Source organism: Microbulbifer sp. Q7, assembly GCF_001639145.1.
GTDB lineage: Bacteria > Pseudomonadota > Gammaproteobacteria > Pseudomonadales > Cellvibrionaceae > Microbulbifer.
Genome location: NZ_LROY01000001.1, coordinates 1,221,580 through 1,239,741, shown reverse-complemented (window position 1 = coordinate 1,239,741; position 18,162 = coordinate 1,221,580). Strand labels below are relative to the sequence as shown.

Annotated in this window: 16 protein-coding genes; 8 read left to right on the top strand and 8 right to left on the bottom strand. The window is 59.9% G+C overall.

The window, feature by feature from the left end:
• Nucleotides 1–10 precede the first annotated feature (10 nt).
• The 8 genes from AU182_RS05030 to AU182_RS04995 all read left to right on the top strand — a co-directional run bounded on the left by AU182_RS05030 (nt 11) and on the right by AU182_RS04995 (nt 10,824).
• Nucleotides 11–1,075 (top strand): DUF4040 domain-containing protein, encoded by a 1,065-nt coding sequence (locus AU182_RS05030; RefSeq protein ID WP_082859220.1) that lies wholly within the window; start codon nt 11–13, stop codon nt 1,073–1,075.
• A gap of 1 nt (nt 1,076) precedes the next feature.
• Nucleotides 1,077–1,484 carry a cation:proton antiporter subunit C gene (locus AU182_RS05025; RefSeq protein WP_227718124.1) on the top strand — a complete coding sequence of 136 codons (408 nt, stop codon included), beginning with the start codon at nt 1,077–1,079 and terminating at the stop codon, nt 1,482–1,484.
• 3 nt (nt 1,485–1,487) lie between these two features.
• Nucleotides 1,488–2,963 (top strand): monovalent cation/H+ antiporter subunit D family protein, encoded by a 1,476-nt coding sequence (locus AU182_RS05020; RefSeq protein WP_066961451.1) that lies wholly within the window; start codon nt 1,488–1,490, stop codon nt 2,961–2,963.
• Nucleotides 2,960–4,429, top strand: a complete 1,470-nt coding sequence (locus tag AU182_RS05015) for a monovalent cation/H+ antiporter subunit D family protein (RefSeq protein ID WP_066961448.1) — start codon at nt 2,960–2,962, stop codon at nt 4,427–4,429. The genes AU182_RS05020 and AU182_RS05015 overlap by 4 nt, the downstream gene beginning before the upstream one ends.
• Before the next feature lie 16 nt (nt 4,430–4,445).
• Entirely contained in the window at nt 4,446–4,790 is a 345-nt protein-coding gene (locus tag AU182_RS05010; RefSeq protein WP_066961445.1) for a hypothetical protein, read from the top strand.
• The gene (locus AU182_RS05005) at nt 4,783–6,486 is read left to right on the top strand and encodes a Na(+)/H(+) antiporter subunit D (RefSeq protein ID WP_227718123.1); all 1,704 of its coding nucleotides are present in this window, start codon (nt 4,783–4,785) and stop codon (nt 6,484–6,486) included. The genes AU182_RS05010 and AU182_RS05005 overlap by 8 nt, the downstream gene beginning before the upstream one ends.
• A gap of 181 nt (nt 6,487–6,667) precedes the next feature.
• Nucleotides 6,668–8,599, top strand: a complete 1,932-nt coding sequence (gene dxs, locus AU182_RS05000; RefSeq protein WP_066961439.1) for a 1-deoxy-D-xylulose-5-phosphate synthase — start codon at nt 6,668–6,670, stop codon at nt 8,597–8,599.
• Between the two features lie 341 nt (nt 8,600–8,940).
• Entirely contained in the window at nt 8,941–10,824 is a 1,884-nt protein-coding gene (locus tag AU182_RS04995; protein ID WP_227718122.1) for a DUF885 family protein, read from the top strand.
• A 94-nt stretch (nt 10,825–10,918) separates the two neighbouring features.
• On the opposite strand, the gene rsgA is transcribed toward AU182_RS04995, so the two are convergent.
• The 8 genes from rsgA to ribBA form a co-directional block, all read right to left on the bottom strand.
• Complete coding sequence (gene rsgA, locus AU182_RS04990) at nt 10,919–12,049, bottom strand: ribosome small subunit-dependent GTPase A (RefSeq protein ID WP_082859219.1); 1,131 nt, start codon at nt 12,047–12,049, stop codon at nt 10,919–10,921.
• 858 nt (nt 12,050–12,907) lie between these two features.
• Nucleotides 12,908–13,519, bottom strand: coding sequence for a GTP cyclohydrolase II (gene ribA / locus AU182_RS04985; RefSeq protein WP_066961437.1), 612 nt, complete (start codon nt 13,517–13,519; stop codon nt 12,908–12,910).
• Nucleotides 13,520–13,538: 19 nt separating this feature from the next.
• Entirely contained in the window at nt 13,539–14,192 is a 654-nt protein-coding gene (locus tag AU182_RS04980; RefSeq protein ID WP_227718121.1) for a TIGR02281 family clan AA aspartic protease, read from the bottom strand.
• Between the two features lie 24 nt (nt 14,193–14,216).
• The gene (locus AU182_RS04975; RefSeq protein WP_066961435.1) at nt 14,217–14,717 is read right to left on the bottom strand and encodes a phosphatidylglycerophosphatase A; all 501 of its coding nucleotides are present in this window, start codon (nt 14,715–14,717) and stop codon (nt 14,217–14,219) included.
• Nucleotides 14,718–14,737: 20 nt separating this feature from the next.
• Entirely contained in the window at nt 14,738–15,703 is a 966-nt protein-coding gene (gene thiL, locus AU182_RS04970) for a thiamine-phosphate kinase (protein ID WP_066961433.1), read from the bottom strand.
• 7 nt (nt 15,704–15,710) lie between these two features.
• Nucleotides 15,711–16,151, bottom strand: a complete 441-nt coding sequence (gene nusB, locus AU182_RS04965; RefSeq protein ID WP_066961431.1) for a transcription antitermination factor NusB — start codon at nt 16,149–16,151, stop codon at nt 15,711–15,713.
• 17 nt (nt 16,152–16,168) lie between these two features.
• Nucleotides 16,169–16,639: a 6,7-dimethyl-8-ribityllumazine synthase gene (gene ribE / locus AU182_RS04960; RefSeq protein ID WP_066961403.1), complete on the bottom strand. Its 471-nt coding sequence runs from the start codon at nt 16,637–16,639 to the stop codon at nt 16,169–16,171.
• 265 nt (nt 16,640–16,904) lie between these two features.
• A complete protein-coding gene (gene ribBA / locus AU182_RS04955) occupies nt 16,905–18,020 on the bottom strand; it encodes a bifunctional 3,4-dihydroxy-2-butanone-4-phosphate synthase/GTP cyclohydrolase II (RefSeq protein ID WP_066961401.1) in 1,116 nt (371 codons plus the stop codon).
• Between the last annotated feature and the right edge of the window lie 142 nt (nt 18,021–18,162).

Here is an 18,162-nt window from a genome sequence, read left to right as displayed (position 1 = left end):
AGCGTAATTGATGGACCTGCTGCTGGATATTGCCCTGCTGGCACTGTTGCTGGCCACCGCCATTTCCATTGCCTGGATCAAGGACCTGTTTGCCGCCGCGATGCTGGCGGGGATTTACGGGCTGCTGTCCGCGGGCTTTTTCATGACCATGGGCGCGGTAGATGTCGCGTTTACCGAGGCCGCCGTGGGTGCGGGTATTTCCCCGCTGCTGATCGTGATGACGCTCGCGCTGTGTGGCCGTTACCAGCGCGCCGATCGCGCCCGCGCGCGCCTGGCAATCGCGCTGGTGGCTTCGGTGGGTGCCATGTTGATCGCGGCCACCGTCGACATGCCCTCTTTTGGCGATGCCAATGCGCCGGCGCACATGCACGTGGCACCGCACTATATTTCCGAATCCATGGCGGAGATCGGCATTCCCAACATTGTCACCTCGGTACTGGCCAGCTATCGCGGATTCGATACCTTCGGTGAGGTGGTGGTGATTTTCACTGCCGGTCTCGGCGTGCTGTCACTGTTGATGGCACGCGCCGAGCAGCCGCTGCAGGCCAGCCCGCAAACGCCGGTGGAAGCGCAATCCCGCGATATCGTGTTGCGCGTGGTAGCCAAGGTGTTGATCGCGCCCATCATGCTGTACGCACTGTATGTGCAGTTCCACGGCGAGTACGGCCCCGGCGGAGGCTTCCAGGCGGGTGTGATTTTTGCGGTGGGCTTTATCCTCTACGGACTGGTGTTCGGCCTCGACGCCGTGCGCAAGGTGGCCTCCCACGGTCTGGTGCAAATGCTGTCGGCGGTGGGCGTGCTGATCTATGGCTGCGTGGGCCTGCTGAGCCTGGTCAGCGGCAAGAATTTTCTGGATTACGGCGCACTCGCCGGCAATCCGGTGACCGGCCAGCATGTGGGCATCATCGCCATTGAGCTGGGTGTGGGCATCACCGTGGCGGCGGTGATGATTATGGTGTTTTATCTGTTTTCCGCGCAGCTGCGTGTGCGCAGCGTGCAAACTCCTGCAACGGCTTCCTCAGCGGTATTACCGCCGCTGGACGATGTGCAGGGCGCAGAAGGGAGGGCCGGATAAGGTGTTACTGGCATCACACTACAATTACTGGATCGTTATCGCACTGATGATGATCGGCCTGTATATGGTCATTGCCCAGGGCAACCTGGTTAAAAAAATTATCGGGCTGAATATTTTTCAGACCTCGGTTTTCATTTTCTATATCAGCGTCGGCAAAGTGGACGGTGGTAGCGCACCGATTCTCAGTGAAGGCGTAACCCTGTATTCCAATCCGCTGCCCCACGTGCTGATTCTCACCGCCATTGTGGTCGGCATTGCGACCACCTCGCTGGCTCTGGCGCTTATCATCCGCATCAAAGGCGCTTACGGGTCCATCGAAGAGCGCGACATCCAGGCCGAAGAAGCCCTGCAGGAGCGCAGCGCGCAACAGGCTGCCGCCGCCCAGACCTCTGCCGGTAAGGAGCAATAAACCATGCTGGCACATCTTCCCATTTTGCAGGTTATTCTGCCGTTAATGGCGGCGCCCTCCTGCCTGTTTATCCGCAAGGCCACCCTCGCGTGGCTGTTCACCCTGGCGGTGAGCCTGGCCGCGCTGGTGGTCAGTGTTTTATTACTGCAGCAGGTGTACCTGTCTGGCCCCATCACCTATGAGCTCGGGGGCTGGCATGCACCCTGGGGCATCGAGTATCGCATTGACCTGCTGAATGCCTGGGTGCTGCTGATTGTCACCGCACTGAGCACGGCGGTATTGGCTGCGGCCCGCACCAGCGTGGCACGGGAACTGGAAGCCAACCGGCAAACGGTGTTCTACACCCTGTACCTGCTGTGCTTTGCCGGGCTGCTGGGGATTGTGGCAACCGGCGATGCGTTCAATGTGTTTGTTTTCCTCGAGATCTCATCCCTTTCGACCTATGCATTGATCGCACTGGGCAAAGACCGGCGCGCGCTCTGGGCTGCCTTCCAGTATTTGATCATGGGCACCATCGGGGCCACGTTTATCCTGATCGGGATCGGCTTCCTGTACATGATGACCGGCACCCTGAATATGGCGGACCTGGCCGAGCGCATTCCGCCACTCAGCGAGTCCACCACCGTACTCGCGGCATTTGCGTTTATCTTTGTGGGCATCTGCCTGAAGCTCGCGCTGTTTCCGCTGCACCTGTGGCTGCCCAACGCCTACAGCTGCGCGCCCTCTATCGTTACCGCCTTTCTCGCTGCTACGGCCACCAAGGTGGCACTGTATCTGCTGCTGCGATTTACCTTTACCGTGTTCGGGGTGGACTTTTCCCTGTCGCACTTGCCGCTGGACACCCTGCTGATCGGGCTGGGGCTGGTGGGCGTGTTCGCGGCATCCACGGTCGCCATTTACCAGGCCAACATCAAACGTATGCTGGCGTTTTCCAGCGTGGCGCAGATCGGCTACATGGTGGTTGGTATCGGCATCGGCACGGCCACCGCACTGCAGGCCACACTGCTACACCTGTTCAATCACGCCCTGATGAAGGGCGGGCTGTTTCTGGCGCTGGCTGGGCTCGTTTATCAACTGGGCGGCTGCCGCATCGAGCAATTTCGCGGCCTTGGCCGCACCATGCCCTGGACCATGGCGGCGATCGTGGTGGGCGGGCTCAGCCTGATCGGCATGCCGCTGACCGTGGGCTTTGTGAGCAAGTGGTACCTGATTGCCGCGGCGGTCGAGCAGCAGCTGTGGGGGGTAGCCATCCTGGTGGTGCTCGGTTCACTGCTGGCGGTGGCTTATATCTGGAAACTGGTGGAAGCGGCCTATTTCCAGGCTCCCACAGATGACACGGTGAAGGAGGCCCCGCTGGGTATTCTGTTGCCGGCGTGGCTGCTGATCGCCGCCAATGTCTATTTCGGAATCGATACCCGCCTGCCGGTAGAAGTATCTGCCGCAGCCGCCCAATTCCTGCTTGGAGGCGCTGCGCAATGAGTGAATCCTTTCTGTTACAACTTACCCTGCTGATCCCTCTGCTGGCATTGGTGGGTATTCAGCTCACCGCCCGCCGGGAAAATGTGCGCGAGGCCGTTTCACTGATTGCCGCCAGCGCATTGTCCGCGGTGGTGACGCAGCTCTACCAGCCCATGCTGGACGGCGACACCATTGCGGTGCACTGGCTGGATATTCTCCCCGGGCTGGCGCTGGCGTTTCGCGTTGAACCGCTCGGGCTGCTGTTTGCGCTGGTGGCGAGCTTTCTGTGGATCATCACCACGGTGTACGCCATCGGTTATATGCGCGGCCACGGGGAAAAAAACCAGACCCGCTTTTTCAGCCTGTTCGCGGTTTCCATTGGCGCGGTCATGGGGATCGCATTTGCCGAGAACCTGTTTACGCTGTTTATTTTCTATGAAGTGCTGACGCTCTGTACCTATCCGCTGGTCACCCACGCCGGTACCGACAAGGCGCGTCAGGGCGGGCGCACTTACCTGGGCATTTTGCTCGGCACGTCCGTGGGCTTTTTCCTGCTGGCGATCATCGCCACCTGGTTGCTGACGGGCACCCTGTCGTTCCAGCCCGGCGGTGTCTTCTCGCCGGACACTTCTGCCGCCCTGTTGTCGGTATTGCTGGTATTTTTTGTATTCGGCGTGGGCAAGGCGGCGATCATGCCGTTCCATCGCTGGCTGCCGGCAGCCATGGTGGCGCCGACGCCGGTGAGTGCATTGCTGCATGCGGTGGCGGTGGTGAAGGCGGGGGTCTTTGTACTGCTGAAGGTGTGCCTGCTGATATTCGGCTTTGAAACCCTGCGCAGTATTCCCGCCACCAACTGGCTGTTGTATCTGGCCGCGGCCTCCATTCTGCTCGCGTCCATCATTGCCTTGCGCCAGCAGAACCTGAAAAAACGCCTCGCCTATTCCACGGTCAGCCAGCTCGGCTATATCACCCTGGGTGCGCTGCTCGCCACCAGCGCGGGCATGACCGGCAGTGCACTGCATATCGTGATGCACGCTTTTGGCAAGATCACCCTGTTTTTCTGCGCCGGCGCCATTCTGGTAGCGGCCCACAAAACCGAAATCCATGAAATGCGCGGGCTGGGCCGGCAAATGCCGATCACCATGACCGCCTTCCTGGTGGCCAGCCTGTGCATCATCGGTATCCCGCCCACGGGAGGCACCTGGAGCAAGTGGTATCTCATGCTGGGTACCTTCGAGGCAGAACAGTGGATCCTGATGGCACTGCTGATGATCAGCTCGCTGCTGAGTATCGCTTACCTGCTGCCGATTCCGCTGCGCGCGTTCTTTACCAACAACAATCCGGGTGCGGTCACCGCCGGCGGGGCTGTCGCCATCAAAGAGGCACCGCTGCCCTCCCTGATTGCCCTCAGCATTACCGCGGCGGGCTGTATTTATTTACTGCTGTTTCCCGATGCGTTCTACCAGCTGATCAAGGCTGGGATTTGATTTAAAAGGTGCCCTAATGCGTGGTGAAAAACAGGCGTTCTTCGACAATCCGGACAACATCCGCACAATGCTGCGGGTGTTCTACGGTATCTGTATCTTGTTATTCGCACTGGACTTTGTGATTCATCGCCACACGGAATTCCGCGCGGAAGGCCTGCCCGGGTTCTACCCGGTTTACGGTTTCGTGGGTTGTGTGGTTCTGGTATTCGCCGCCAAGTGGATGCGCACCTTTCTGATGCGGCCGGAAGACTATTACGATAAGCGCGAACTGGCCGACTTCGACAACGTCGGCAATGCACAGCATGAATCTGACACGGCACATGCCCCGGCACCGGTGAGCGGAGGGCATGAGCATGTTTGAAGTAGCGCCATTTGTGCCCTTCTTTATCGCCGCCGCACTGGGGCTGTTTCTGCGCGGCTGGGCGCGGACGCTGTTGTTTATTGCGGTGCCGGTGGTCGGTCTCGCCAATTTATGGCTGCTCGGTGAAACTAGCTTCGGTCACTACGCGATTCTCGATTTTCACCTGCTGCTGTTCAAGGCAGACAAGCTGAGCCTGCTGTTCGGCTACCTGTACCACATCGCGGCGCTGATCTCGGTCATCTACGCCCTGCATGTGCGCGACACCCTGCAACAGGTGGCCAGCATGGCGTATGCGGGCAGCGCACTGGGTGCGGTGTTTGCCGGCGACCTGCTGACCCTGTTTATCTTCTGGGAACTGCTGGCGCTGACGTCGGTATTTCTGGTGTGGGCGCGCCGCAATGGGCGCGCGTACCTGGCGGGGCTGCGCTACTTCACCCTGCATATCCTCTCCGGATTGCTGCTGCTCGGCGGCATCGTTTTTTACGGGCAGACCCACGATTCGCTCGCCTTTGGGCCCATTGGTCTGGACGGCAGCGTCCTCGACAACCCCGCAGGCTGGATGATCTTCCTCGCCTTCGGTATCAAGTGCGCCTTCCCGTTCTTCCACAACTGGCTCACCGACGCCTATCCGGAATCCACCCCCACCGGTACCGTATTCCTCAGCGCCTTCACCACCAAGGTGGCGGTCTACGCGCTGGCGCGCGCCTATCCCGGCACCGAGCTGCTGGTGTATATCGGTGCCACCATGGCCTGCTTCCCCATTTTCTATGCGGTGATCGAAAACGACCTGCGCCGGGTGCTGGCCTACAGCCTGATCAACCAGCTGGGCTTTATGGTGGTGGGCATTGGTATCGGCACCTCCCTGGCCATCAACGGCGCGGTGGCCCACGCGTTTAACGATGTGATCTTCAAGGGCCTGCTGTTCATGTCCATGGGCGCCGTGCTGCATGTCACCGGCAAGATCAACGGTTCTGAACTGGGCGGCCTGTACAAGAAAATGCCCAAGACCACGGTGCTGTGCATTATCGGCGCCGCGTCGATTTCCGCCTTCCCGCTGTTCAGTGGCTTTGTCAGCAAGTCCATGGTGATGAGCGCGGCGATCAAGAATGGCCATGACTGGGTGTGGCTGATCCTGCTGTTTGCATCAGCCGGTGTCTTCCACCATGCCGGTATCAAGATCCCCTACTTTGCGTTCTTTGCGCACGACGCCAAGCTCCCCGCGCGCGAGCCGCCGGTGAACATGCTGATCGCCATGAGCATTGCCGCGGCCCTGTGCCTGACCATCGGCATCTATCCCCAGGCGCTCTACAGCCTGCTGCCCTACGAGATGTCCTACACTCCCTACGATGTCACACACGTGCTGACACAACTGCAACTGCTGTTCTTCTCGGCACTGGCGTTCGTGTGGCTGAACCTGCGCCACCTGTATCCGCCGGAGCTGCCGTCGGTCAACCTGGATGCGGAATGGATCTATCGCCGGCTGGTACCCGACGCCATGCGCGCCCTGTTTGACCGGCTGTTTGCCCTCGACCAGCGCCTGCGCGGCGCCGCGGTCGGCGGTGTCGAGCGCATGATCGAGGGTGTGGCCAGCCACCACCGCGCCGACGGCATCATGGCCCGCAACTGGCTCACCGGCAGTATGGTGGCCGGCGTGGTGCTGCTGCTCGGCGTGTATCTGATACTGGGCTGGCTGTAAATCCGCCAGCGGAGCGAGCATCGCCGGCAGACACAGGAAGAGGCTGACCGGCGAGCCAGCATTCGCGCGGGATGCAATCTCCCCGCGGTGGGCATACAATCCGCTTCTTATATCAGTTGCAATTGATACCTTGGGCTGCCGCCAGGCGTGCGGGGCCCGGATGCCCGAATCAGGACCCTTGATGTTCGACGAGATACCCCGCCAGCGCCCGTCCACGCCGCTGCTCGACCAGATCGACGACCCGGCCCAACTGCGCACGCTGCCGGAAAAACAGTTGCCCGAGCTGGCCAGCGAGCTGCGCGAATACCTGCTCTACTGCGTGGGCCAGACTGGCGGCCATTTTGGCGCCGGACTCGGCGTGGTGGAGCTGACCATCGCCCTGCATTACATCTACAACACCCCGGAAGACCGGCTGGTGTGGGATGTGGGCCACCAGACCTACCCGCATAAAATTCTTACCGGCCGCCGCGAGCAGATGCTCTCCATTCGCCAGCAGGGCGGCCTGTCGGGCTTCCCCAAGCGCAGCGAGAGCCCCTACGACACCTTTGGTGTGGGTCACTCCAGCACCTCCATCAGTGCAGCGCTGGGCATGGCCCTGGGCTCGCCGGACGAGCGCAAGGTGGTGGCGGTGATCGGCGATGGTGCCATGACCGCCGGTATGGCGTTCGAGGCCCTGAATCATGCGGCACACACCGGCAGAGACATGCTGGTGGTGCTGAACGACAACCGCATGTCCATCTCCAAGAACGTGGGCGGCCTCGCCACCTACTTCGCGCGTATTCTCGCCAGCAAAACCTACCTGAACATGCGCGAGGGCAGCCGCAAGATCCTGTCTGTCATTCCCAAAGCCTGGCAGCTGGCGCGCCGTACCGAAGAACACGTCAAAGGCATGATTACCCCCGGCACGCTGTTTGAAGAGCTGGGGTTCAACTACGTGGGCCCGCTCGATGGCCACAATATGCAGGACCTGGTGCACACCCTGCGCAACCTGCGCAACCAGCGCGGTCCGCAGCTGCTGCACATCGTCACCACCAAGGGCAAGGGCTTTGGCCCGGCGGAAGAAGACCCGGTGGGCTACCACGCGCTCAACAAGCTCGAGCCGGAGCCCAAGGTCCAGGTGGCTCCGTCGGCAGAAAAAAACAGCGAGACAAAGAAAAAAGGCCCGAAGTACCAGGATATTTTTGGCCAGTGGCTGTGCGATACCGCCGAGCAGGATGACAAGCTCGTCGGCATCACCCCGGCCATGTGTGAAGGCTCCGGTATGGTCGAGTTCGCCGAGCGCTTTCCGGAGCGTTACCACGATGTGGCCATTGCCGAGCAACACGCGGTTACCCTCGCAGCCGGCCTCGCCTGTGAAGACCAGAAGCCGGTAGTGGCCATTTACTCCACCTTCCTGCAGCGTGGATACGACCAACTGGTGCACGACGTGGCCATCCAAAACCTGGATGTGACCTTCGCCATCGACCGCGCTGGCCTGGTTGGCGAAGACGGCCCCACCCACGCGGGCAGCTTCGACCTGACGTTTATGCGCTGCCTGCCGAACCTCGTCATCGCCGCGCCTGCTGACGAGAACGAATGCCGCCAGCTGCTGTACACCGCATACCAGCACCAGGGCCCATCCGCTGTGCGCTACCCGCGCGGCACTGGCCCGGGTGTCGCAATCGAAAAAGAAATGACCGCGTTGCCGGTGGGCATAGGCCGCGTGATTCAGGAAGGCAAGGACATTGCCATTCTGAGCTTCGGCACCTTGCTGGCCCCGGCGCGTGAAGCGGCAGAAAAACTCGGGGCAACCCTGGTGGACATGCGCTGGGTGAAACCGCTGGACGAAGCACTGATTGACCGCCTGGCCGATAGCCACGAGTTGCTGGTAACGCTCGAAGAAAACACCGTTGCCGGCGGCGCGGGCAGCGCAGTTTCAGAATACCTGAACCAACGCATTGTTCCGGTGCCCCTGCTGCAACTGGGCTTGCCCGACAAAATCATCGAACACGGCAAGCACCCCAAACTGCTCGCCGAAATCGGCCTTGATGCCCAGGGTATCGAACAACAAATCCGCGAACGCCAGTCGCAAATGCACCAGTCCCAGCCAAAAGGACAGGCAGCAGCAATATAACGCTAACAACGCGCATTACTCGAATCGAAGGCCAAGTGCCGGGTATTCGTTTTCAAAAGCGTCGGCGACAGGGACGTCGCCGACGCAGCGTACAGGGATGTATTCACAGCGGTTTTGAAAACGAATACCCGGTGGTTGGCCGCCCCGGCACCTAGATCGGTGCTCCGAACATACTTAGTGGCGGCAGATCACAGGGTGGAGCATTTGGAACCGGGCTAGGCGCCCCCTGTGAATTCATCCCTGTTTGCGACGGTTTCCAAATGCTCCACCCTGCGCTCTGCCTTAACATCAACGTTAAGCGCTACGAATACACGACAAATAAAACAGAGACAGGAAGTACGATGTCCTTTTCCCTTTCCGTAAAAAAAATCCTGAACCCAAAGCTTCCCAGCTTATCCGCAGCCATTATGGCCACCAGCCTGAATGTGCAGGCGATGGACCATAAAACCTTCGACAAGGCCATGGACGCGTTACCCAAGAATGGTGCCAGTGAAAAGCTGCAGGCACTGCAAGACCTGCGGTACCGCTGGATTATGGAAAGCTATCCAGAGTCCGCCACCTATCGGGGCTATCCCGGCGGCGAACAGGACTGGACCGATCAATCCATCAAAGCTATCGAGCGCCGTAAAGGGCAGACCCGCGATCTGCTCGTCGCCAGCCGCCACCTCAACGAAGACAAACTCAGCGACGCGGAAAAGCTCGACTACCAACTGCTCTACCAGGACCTGCTCCTGCAAGTGCGCGGCTACCAGTTTCCCGAACACCTGCTGCCAGTGAACCACATGAGCGGCATCCAGCGCAGTGTACCGAGTGTCTTGAATGCCATGCCCAAGCGCACCGCCGCAGACTATGAAGATATTCTCGCGCGCCTCGACAAACTGCCGGGACTGATCGAACAAACCCGTATTCTTATGGAGATGGGGCTGGCGCAAGAACTTACGCCACCACAGATTACCCTGCGCGACCTCCCCGGACAGATCCGCGCACTGATCCCGGCAGATCCCAAGCAGAGCCCGCTGCTCAAAGCGTTCTACGAAATGCCCGCAAGCATTCCCGTAGCGCAACAGAATCGTCTGCGCACGCGCGCGCAGAATATCTACCAGAGAACCCTGATTCCCAACTGGAAACGCTTTGCGGAATACGTTGAGCGTGAATATATTCCCAAGGCCAACACCGAAATTGCCTTCACCAAAAATGAGGATGGGATTCGCTGGTACGCCTACAAAGTGCGGGAAGAAACCACCACCGACCTGAGCCCGGAAGAAATTCACCGCATTGGTCTAGAGGAAGTGCGCCGTATTCGCGGCGAGATGGATCGCATCATCCAGAAAACCGGCTTCGATGGCGACTTCAAGGCGTTTACCGAATTCCTGCGCAACGACCCGCAGTTTTACTATGAGAATAAACAAGACCTGCTGAAAGACTACCGGGATATTGCCAAGCGCATCGACGGCGAGCTGCCCGCGTTGTTCGGCACCCTGCCGCGGCTGCCCTACGGTGTGAAGCCGATCCCGGGCTACTCGGAAAAATCGCAGACCACCGCCTACTATCAGCCGGGCTCCATGGAAGCGGGCCGCGCCGGGGTATTTTTTGCCAATACCTACAACCTGAAAAGCCGACCCAAATGGGAGATGGAAGCACTGACAGTGCACGAAGCCATGCCGGGGCATCACCTGCAGATTGCCCTCGCCCAGGAACAGGGGGATATCCACCCGCTGCGTCGCAACAAGTTCTACACCGGGTTTGTGGAGGGCTGGGGGCTGTATTCCGAAAGCCTCGGGTATGACCTCGGCCTGTACACCGATCCCTACAATGAATTCGGAGCCCTCACCTACGATATGTGGCGCGCGGTGCGGCTGGTGGTGGATACCGGCATGCACCAGCTGGGCTGGAGCCGGGACGAGGCCATCCAGTACTTTGTCAATAACAGCGCAAAGCCGGAACACGACATCGTAGTGGAAATCGACCGCTATCTGGTGTGGCCGGGTCAGGCGTTGGCCTACAAGGTGGGCCAGCTGAAGATCAAGGAAATCCGTGCGCGCGCGGAGGAAGCACTGGGGAACAATTTTGATATCCGCCAGTTCCACGACGCGTTGCTGGGCGCCGGGGCGCTGCCGCTCAATGTACTGGAAAGCCGGATGAATGACTGGATCGAATCCCAGGGCGGCCAAATAAGCCTTACCCCGCCGGTGCCCGATACCGCGGGCCAGGCAGCCCCCAATTAATCTCGAAAATTAAAAAAAAGGCCCGCTGACGAAACGCCAGTGGGCCTTTTTTATTTGGCAGGATCACTATATTCCTAGTCTTCCCTACTCTTCCCTACTCTTCCCTAGTCTTGCGTGCTCGCGCGTGGCTCTGCACCGAGCGGTACATCTGCCCCAGCGCTTTGTCGTCCGCGCGCGACTCCGCCAGTGTGCGCGTATTGCGACGCACCTCCCGTTCCAGCTTGCGCCAGTTGCGCAGGCGACGCTCATCCAGGGTGTCCGATTCGATGGCAGCCTGCACCGCACAGCCCGGTTCCGACTCGTGAGCGCAGTCGGCAAACCGACACTTGGCGGCCAGTGCACTGATATCCGCAAAGGTCGCCGCAAGGCCATCGTATACATCGGCGAGACCCAGTTCACGCATACCCGGGCTGTCCAGCAACAGACCACCGTTGGGAATGGCATAGAGTGCGCGGTGTCGGGTGGTGTGCCGGCCCTTGCTGTCGTCTTCCCGTATACCACCGGTGGCGGCCAGCTCGGCGCCGGCGAGGCTGTTCAGCAAAGTGGACTTACCCACACCGGATGAACCCAGCAGCGCCAGGGTTTCGCCGCTGCGGCAGTATTCGCGCAGCGGCGCCACACTCTCCGCGTCGAGCGCATTCACCAGTACCACTGGCAGGTCGCGATGGCCCTTGAGGGCAGTGCGGTAGGGATCGTGGTTCTGGTCCAGATCGGCTTTGGTGAGAACCAGGCAGGCGCGACAGCCAGCCTCCTTCACCAGCGCCAGATAGCGCTCCACCCGCGACAGGTTGAAGTCGTGGTTGCAGGAGGAGACGATCAGCACGTTGTCCACATTCGCCGCAATCAACTGCGCCTGCCGAGCGCCCGGCGCCATACGCTTGAACAGACTACTGCGCTCCAGGCGGCGCAGCGGCTTGCGGGATGCACGCTCCAGCAACAGCCAATCGCCCACCGTGGGCCGCTCGCTGGCATCGTCAAACAGCGGGCCATGAACCAACACCGCCTCATCGCCGGCCTCGCCCGTCACCTCGATCTGGCTGCGGTGCACGGCCATGACCTTGACCGGCTCGCAGTCGTTCAGCTCGTCCAGACTCAGCTGCTGTTGGAAAAACGGCTTCCAGCCCAGCTTGCGCAAGGGCGACTCCGCCGCCGCAGGCTTTTCCTGGCCACCGTTAGAAACACCGCGCCGAAATGCCGGGCGGCGTGAAATCAGGGATTTACTCAATGTCCTAAACCCTCAAAAGTACCTGGCACAATTTTGTGACTGTCAGGCACAGGTCATTCTAGCCTCATATCCAGAGGTACTCTGGACAGGGGCACGCTTGGATGGGGTTTCCGGGCGGGACCGCTGAAAGATGCAGCGAGCGGCTGTCTGGTGGTTGCCGCCGGAGCACAGGAAGCGGAGTGTACTTAAGTACATGAGCATTCCGAGCACCGCCGGGAATCGCCAGGCAGACGCGCAGTAATTTTTCAGGGGTTCCGGGGGAACCCGACAAAAGGGAACTTGCCGGGCAGGTGGCTGACGAGGTTACGGTCAGTCGCGGCTGGCCCGGCGGGGGTTGGATACACTCATCAACAAGCCTCCGCTGGTGGAATTTCGCGCAATTTATCAGGGCAGCCGCCCCTGCGCAATAGGATAAAAAAACAAACGAGCTACGTAGTACCCGGCGTTACAGGATGTAGCGCCCGCGGCCGCAGGCCGGCGCGAGCGATCGAAAACCCAGCAGAGCCACGCCTCTGCGCCAGCGTTTTCGATTGCGTCGGAGAGACAAATGACATGGATGTCATTTTTCTCGACGGCAAACAAAAAGAAAAAAGCCGGCATAAAGCCGGCCCTTATATCCTAACGCTGGAGGTACATCACCTTTCTCGACCGCCAACGATCAGATAACTTTGAGTATAGACACAATTTGTGACCACGCTCTCCCTGAGTAACTGATTTGCTCTTCCTGAGCGTTTCGCGTGATCTGCATCTTGCTCACGTATAGATTGGCGTTTTAACGTTGCCTTCCCGTGACGCTTTCGTGAAAGGTTTGTGACAGTGAAAACCGCTCGTAATGAGCGCTTTCCTCTCCATCGCTCATTACGAGCGCTCTGAGCCATCCTCATCGTCGAACAGGTGACCCAACTTGCCCTTCTTGGTGGACAGGTAATTGGTATTGTGGGGATTACGCCCGGACTGGTGCGGCAGGCGCTCGGTGACTTCCACGCCCAGATCCTGCAACGCCTTCACCTTGCGCGGGTTGTTGGTCATCAGGCGAATGGATTTGATACCCAGGTGATCAATCATCGGCTTCAGGATGGAGTAATCCCGCATATCGGCACCGAAACCCAGCCGTTCATTGGCCTCCACCGTATCCGCACCACAATCCTGCAGTTTATAGGCGCGAATCTTGTTCAATAGGCCAATACCACGGCCTTCCTGACGCAGGTAAAACACCGCACCGCGGCCTTCGGTGGCAATCCGGTGCAGCGCGTACTGCAGCTGCGCGCCGCAATCACAGCGCAGTGAAAACAGGGCATCACCAGTCAAACACTCGGAGTGGATGCGAGCCAGCACTGGCGCGTCTGTATCCAGATCCCCCATGCTCAGCACGACATGCTCCTTACCGGTTTCCACTTCCTCGAAACCGTGCATCTCAAACATGCCCCAGGATGTGGGCAGCTTGGAAGATTCCACATAACGAATGGTCAAACTGATACCTCGTATTCGATCAATTGCGTGCGCGCAGCAGTAACAGACCATCCTGCTGCTGCATATCCACACGGCTCAAAAAACTGTTCCCCAGCAGGGTCACTTGGGGAAAATCAGCCCCCAGTACGGTCGCATCCACATTGCGTACGGTGATGCCGCCGATGGTGACACTGGCCAGCTGTATTTTATACGCGCGCTCTACACCGCTGGCGGTGGAGACAGTGATCGCGCGGGCACCGGACAAATCCAGCCCGAGACTTTTCGCCATCGGGTAGTTAAACGCAATACTTGTCGCCCCAGTGTCCACCATCACGGGCACTCGGCGGCCGTTGATCCAGGCTGTGGTGTTGTAGTGGCCGCGGCTGTCCGGGCTCAAATGTACTTCCGGCCGGTCCACCTGGGCGTAGTTGGCGGCAACGGGGGCGGCCAGGGTGAGCTTCTGCTCGCGACCGCCAACCACCACCACGGCGTGATCGCTGGTTGCGGACACCAGCGTTACCCCTTCCGGGGATGCCCTGCCCGGCTTCAGCAATCGCTGTTTGCCGTCAATTTCGAACATGGCACTGGTGCCAAATATCGCCTGTAACCTGACATCCTGTGTGTTTCCAATCACTGGCACTGCCAGCGACACCGTCAGCAAAACAACAAACGGCACTATATTGCGCAGCTTCATGGGCATCCTGCCTCATCGTTATGGTCATAGTGAGTAAACCAAATAAGCCGTGCCCTGCAACACCAGCGCGGCGTAGATTCCTGCCAGTATATCGTCGAGCATGATGCCTAGGCCACCATGAAGCCGACGGTCTGCCCAGCCGATGGGCTGGGGCTTGGCGATATCGAAGATACGGAACAGCACAAAGCCGTACAGGGCCCACAGCCAGCCAGCGGGGGCCAGGAACATGGTCAGCCAGTAGCCGACAAACTCATCCCACACGATCCCTCCGTGGTCGTGCACCCCGAGTGCTTTTGAGGCGGCGCCGCACAGGTAACATCCCAGGGCAAATGCCACCACAAGTACTCCCATATAGGCGACCGGCGACAGGAACTGGAGGCCGTACCACAGGGGTATCGCCGCCAGAGTACCGAAGGTGCCGGGGGCCTTCTTCGCCAGCCCGGACCCGAATCCAAAGGCCAGGAGCAGCACCGGGCTGCGCAGCAGCTGGGCAAAGGTCGGGGTAACAGTGTGTGCGCTCGTCATGGGTGTTCAATTCCTGCCCGTCAAAAGTGCTGGTAGCCGGTACCCCGGGGCTGCCAGGGCTTACCGTTCCACTGACAGCGAATACCCGGCTCTTCGCGCAGGTGGCCAATGGGCGTAATGGGTAACTGCAGTGCCTGTACCGCGTCACGATGCCGTGCCGGCACGGTAAAGCACAGCTGGTAGTCGTCGCCGCCGGTCAGAGCCGTTTCCAGTGCCGCGCCTGCCTGCAGGCTCTGGGCCAGCGCGGCGATGGGGAGCTGGTCCAGGTTCAGATCGGCTCCCAGCTGGCTAGCATCACAGATATGCCCGAGGTCGGCCAGCAATCCATCGGATATATCCAGTGCGGCGCTGGCGTAGCCTTCAACAGCCCGGGCCACGGCAAACTGCGGTTCGGGCGCATAGTAGGCGGTCTCAGCCTGCTGCTGTTGCCGGGGGCTCACGGCTACGTCACCCAGCACGACGGGCAGAGCGGCGGCGGCCGCCCCCAGCTGGTTGGAGACATAGATGATATCCCCGGCGCTGGCGCCATCCCGCCGCAGGGGGCGCGCACAGGCACCGGTGACCTGAATGGTGATGGACAGCGGGCCTTTGGTGGTGTCGCCACCCACCAGGGTGATGCCAAATGCGTGCGCAGTTTCTGCCAGGCCGCGGGCAAAGGGCTCCAGCCAAGCGGGATCGCTGTGCGGCAGGGTAAGCGCAAGGGTGAACCACAGGGGTTCGGCATTCATTGCGGCGAGGTCGGAGAGGTTGACCCGCAGTGCACGGCTGGCGATTCGATAAGGGTCGGCGTTTGCCGGAAAATGCACATCCGCCACCAGGGTATCGACGCTGGTGGCGAGTGTTTTACCGACGGGAGGATTCAGCAATGCGCAGTCGTCGCCAATGCCCAACTCTACCCCATTGTCGGCAGTGCCCGACCGGGACCCGGTCTGAAAGCGGGAGGTGAAGTACTCCCGAATCAGTTCAAATTCACCGGGGCCGGGCATGTGCAATTCAGCCTTTGTCGGCCTTTACTTCGACGCTGCGCTCTTTGGCGGCAACTTTGTCGAGGATACCGTTGATAAATTTGAAGGCGTCGGTGGGGCCAAATTTCTTGGCGAGAGCGACGGCTTCATTGATGACGACTTTGTAGGGTACGTCGACGCGATTTTTCATCTCGAAGGTGGACATGCGCAACAGGGCACGGGACACCGGGTCGAGTTCTTCAACGTTGCGGTCGAGGTACTGGCTATAGGTCTCTTCGACTTCGTCGAGGTTTTTCGCCACGCCGTGGAGCAGCTCGCGAAAGTAGGCCACGTCGGTTTTGCTCATGTCGTTGTCGGCATGAAACTCGGCTTCGATGGCGTTCAGGTTGGAGCCTGCCATTTGCCACTGGTACAGGGCCTGCATGGCGTAGTGGCGTGCCTTGCGGCGGGCGGATGCGGTTACGGTCATTTCAGTGTTTTCTCGGTTCAGATTTTGCCGATCAGGGAGACCATTTCGAGGGCGGTTTCGGCGGCTTCACAGCCTTTGTTGCCAGCTTTGGTGCCGGAGCGTTCGATGGCCTGTTCGATGGAGTCTACGGTGAGGACGCCGAAGGTCACAGGGATGCCGGTGTTCATGGAGACCTGGGCGAGACCTTTGGTGCATTCGCCGGCGACGTATTCGAAGTGCGGGGTGCCACCGCGGATGACAGCGCCGAGGGCGATCACTGCGTCGAACTTTTTGGTTTCGGCAATTTTCTGCGCGGCGAGCGGGAATTCGAAAGCGCCCGGTGCGTAGTAAATGGTGATGTCTTCGTCTTTGATGCCTTTGCGACGCAGGGTGTCCAGTGCGCCGTCTTTCAGGCTTTCTACAACGAAGCTGTTCCAGCGGCTTACCAGCAGCGCGTACTTACCGGTGCTGCCTACGAAATCGCCTTCGATGACTTTGATATTGCTCATAGTTTTTTCCGTTTTCTGCTAGTTCCCTGCCGGACCCGTTTTGTACTTCGAGCCCTGGGGCAGTGGCGGTGGAGCACCGGGGATCAGTTTTCAGGACCGCTGTAGACCCATCCCTGGGCGCTGCGGCGCAAACTTCCTGTTTGCGACGCTCCTGAAAACTGATCCCCGGCACTCCACCTTCGATTCAAAAATTCGGGTTCTTAAACCCTATGCTTTCCATCCACGGAAATCGCTGAAAGATGCGCAGTAGCTTCTCAGTGATTGCCTAAAGTTCTTCTGCATTCAGGTACTCTTCCACTTCCAGGTCAAAACCGGAAATGGCACTGAAGCGGAATGGCGCGCTCATCAAACGCATTTTGCGCACTTTCAGATCGCGCAAAATCTGCGAGCCGGTGCCCACCTGCTTGTACACCAGATCCTGGCTTGGGCGCTGTTGCTTGCCGCTGATCAGCCAGTCGATGCTCTCTTCGATTTCATCGGTGGTTTCGTTGTGGCAGATCACCACCACCACGCCTTTGCCCTCTTCCGCCACTTTTTTCAGCGCGTTGCGGAAGGTCCAGGGTTCATATTTTTCGTCGCCACGGCGCAGTGAAAAGACGTCGCGCAGGGTGCTGGCGACGTGGACGCGCACCAGCGTGGGTTCTTCCGGCTGGAAGTCGCCCAGGCTGAACGCGAAATGGCGTTCGCGGCGGGCCTTGTCGAGGTAGGTGCGCAGCTTGAATTCACCGAATTCGGTCTGCACGTTGCGCTCGTTGACGCACTCGACGGTTTTCTCATTCAGCGCACGGTAGTTGATCAGGTCGGCGATGGTGCCAATCTTGAGGTTGTGCTGCTGGGCAAACTTTTCCAGGTCCGGGCGGCGGGCCATGGTGCCGTCTTCGTTCATGATTTCGACGATGGCGGCGGCGGGCTCGAAGCCGGCGAGGCGCGCGAGGTCACAGCCGGCTTCGGTATGGCCGGCGCGGCTCAGTACGCCACCGGGCTGGGCCTTGATCGGGAAGATGTGGCCGGGCTGGACGATGTCGGAAGGCTTGGCGTTGCGGGCGACGGCGGCGCGAATGGTGCGCGCGCGGTCGGCGGCGGAGATGCCTGTGGTGACGCCTTCGGCGGCTTCGATGGAGACGGTGAAGTTGGTGCTGAACTGGGCGCCGTTGTCGCGGGACATCAGCGGCAGGTCGAGCTGATCGCAACGATCGCCGGTGAGGGTCAGGCAGATGAGGCCGCGGGCGTGGGTGGCCATGAAGTTGATGTCTTCAGGACGCACCTGTTCGGCGGCGATGACGAGGTCACCTTCGTTCTCGCGATCTTCGTCGTCCATCAGGATGACCATTTTGCCCTGACGGATATCGTCGATCAGTTCTTCAACGCTATTGAGTTCCATAAAACCTCTAGTTCTTTCGATTCGCCCACGAGGCAAATCTCAAATTTCGCACGCTGCACCGTGACTTCGTCGCTAGTCCGTGGCGCGGCTGCTACCGGGTAAAGCTTTGCGAGACACGCCGTGAACCCATCCATGGGGGCTC

What these genes read in the sequence shown, in the direction of transcription:
- AU182_RS04980 (WP_227718121.1), bottom strand. Translation starts at nt 14,192, where the DNA reads ATGAAGCTGCGCAATATAGTGCCGTTTGTTGTTTTGCTGACGGTGTCG.
- thiL (WP_066961433.1), bottom strand. Translation starts at nt 15,703, where the DNA reads ATGCCCGGCCCCGGTGAATTTGAACTGATTCGGGAGTACTTCACCTCC.
- AU182_RS05030 (WP_082859220.1), top strand. Translation starts at nt 11, where the DNA reads ATGGACCTGCTGCTGGATATTGCCCTGCTGGCACTGTTGCTGGCCACC.
- AU182_RS05005 (WP_227718123.1), top strand. Translation starts at nt 4,783, where the DNA reads ATGTTTGAAGTAGCGCCATTTGTGCCCTTCTTTATCGCCGCCGCACTG.
- nusB (WP_066961431.1), bottom strand. Translation starts at nt 16,151, where the DNA reads ATGACCGTAACCGCATCCGCCCGCCGCAAGGCACGCCACTACGCCATG.
- ribE (WP_066961403.1), bottom strand. Translation starts at nt 16,639, where the DNA reads ATGAGCAATATCAAAGTCATCGAAGGCGATTTCGTAGGCAGCACCGGT.
- AU182_RS05015 (WP_066961448.1), top strand. Translation starts at nt 2,960, where the DNA reads ATGAGTGAATCCTTTCTGTTACAACTTACCCTGCTGATCCCTCTGCTG.
- ribBA (WP_066961401.1), bottom strand. Translation starts at nt 18,020, where the DNA reads ATGGAACTCAATAGCGTTGAAGAACTGATCGACGATATCCGTCAGGGC.
- AU182_RS05010 (WP_066961445.1), top strand. Translation starts at nt 4,446, where the DNA reads ATGCGTGGTGAAAAACAGGCGTTCTTCGACAATCCGGACAACATCCGC.
- AU182_RS04975 (WP_066961435.1), bottom strand. Translation starts at nt 14,717, where the DNA reads ATGACGAGCGCACACACTGTTACCCCGACCTTTGCCCAGCTGCTGCGC.
- AU182_RS04995 (WP_227718122.1), top strand. Translation starts at nt 8,941, where the DNA reads ATGTCCTTTTCCCTTTCCGTAAAAAAAATCCTGAACCCAAAGCTTCCC.
- AU182_RS05020 (WP_066961451.1), top strand. Translation starts at nt 1,488, where the DNA reads ATGCTGGCACATCTTCCCATTTTGCAGGTTATTCTGCCGTTAATGGCG.
- dxs (WP_066961439.1), top strand. Translation starts at nt 6,668, where the DNA reads ATGTTCGACGAGATACCCCGCCAGCGCCCGTCCACGCCGCTGCTCGAC.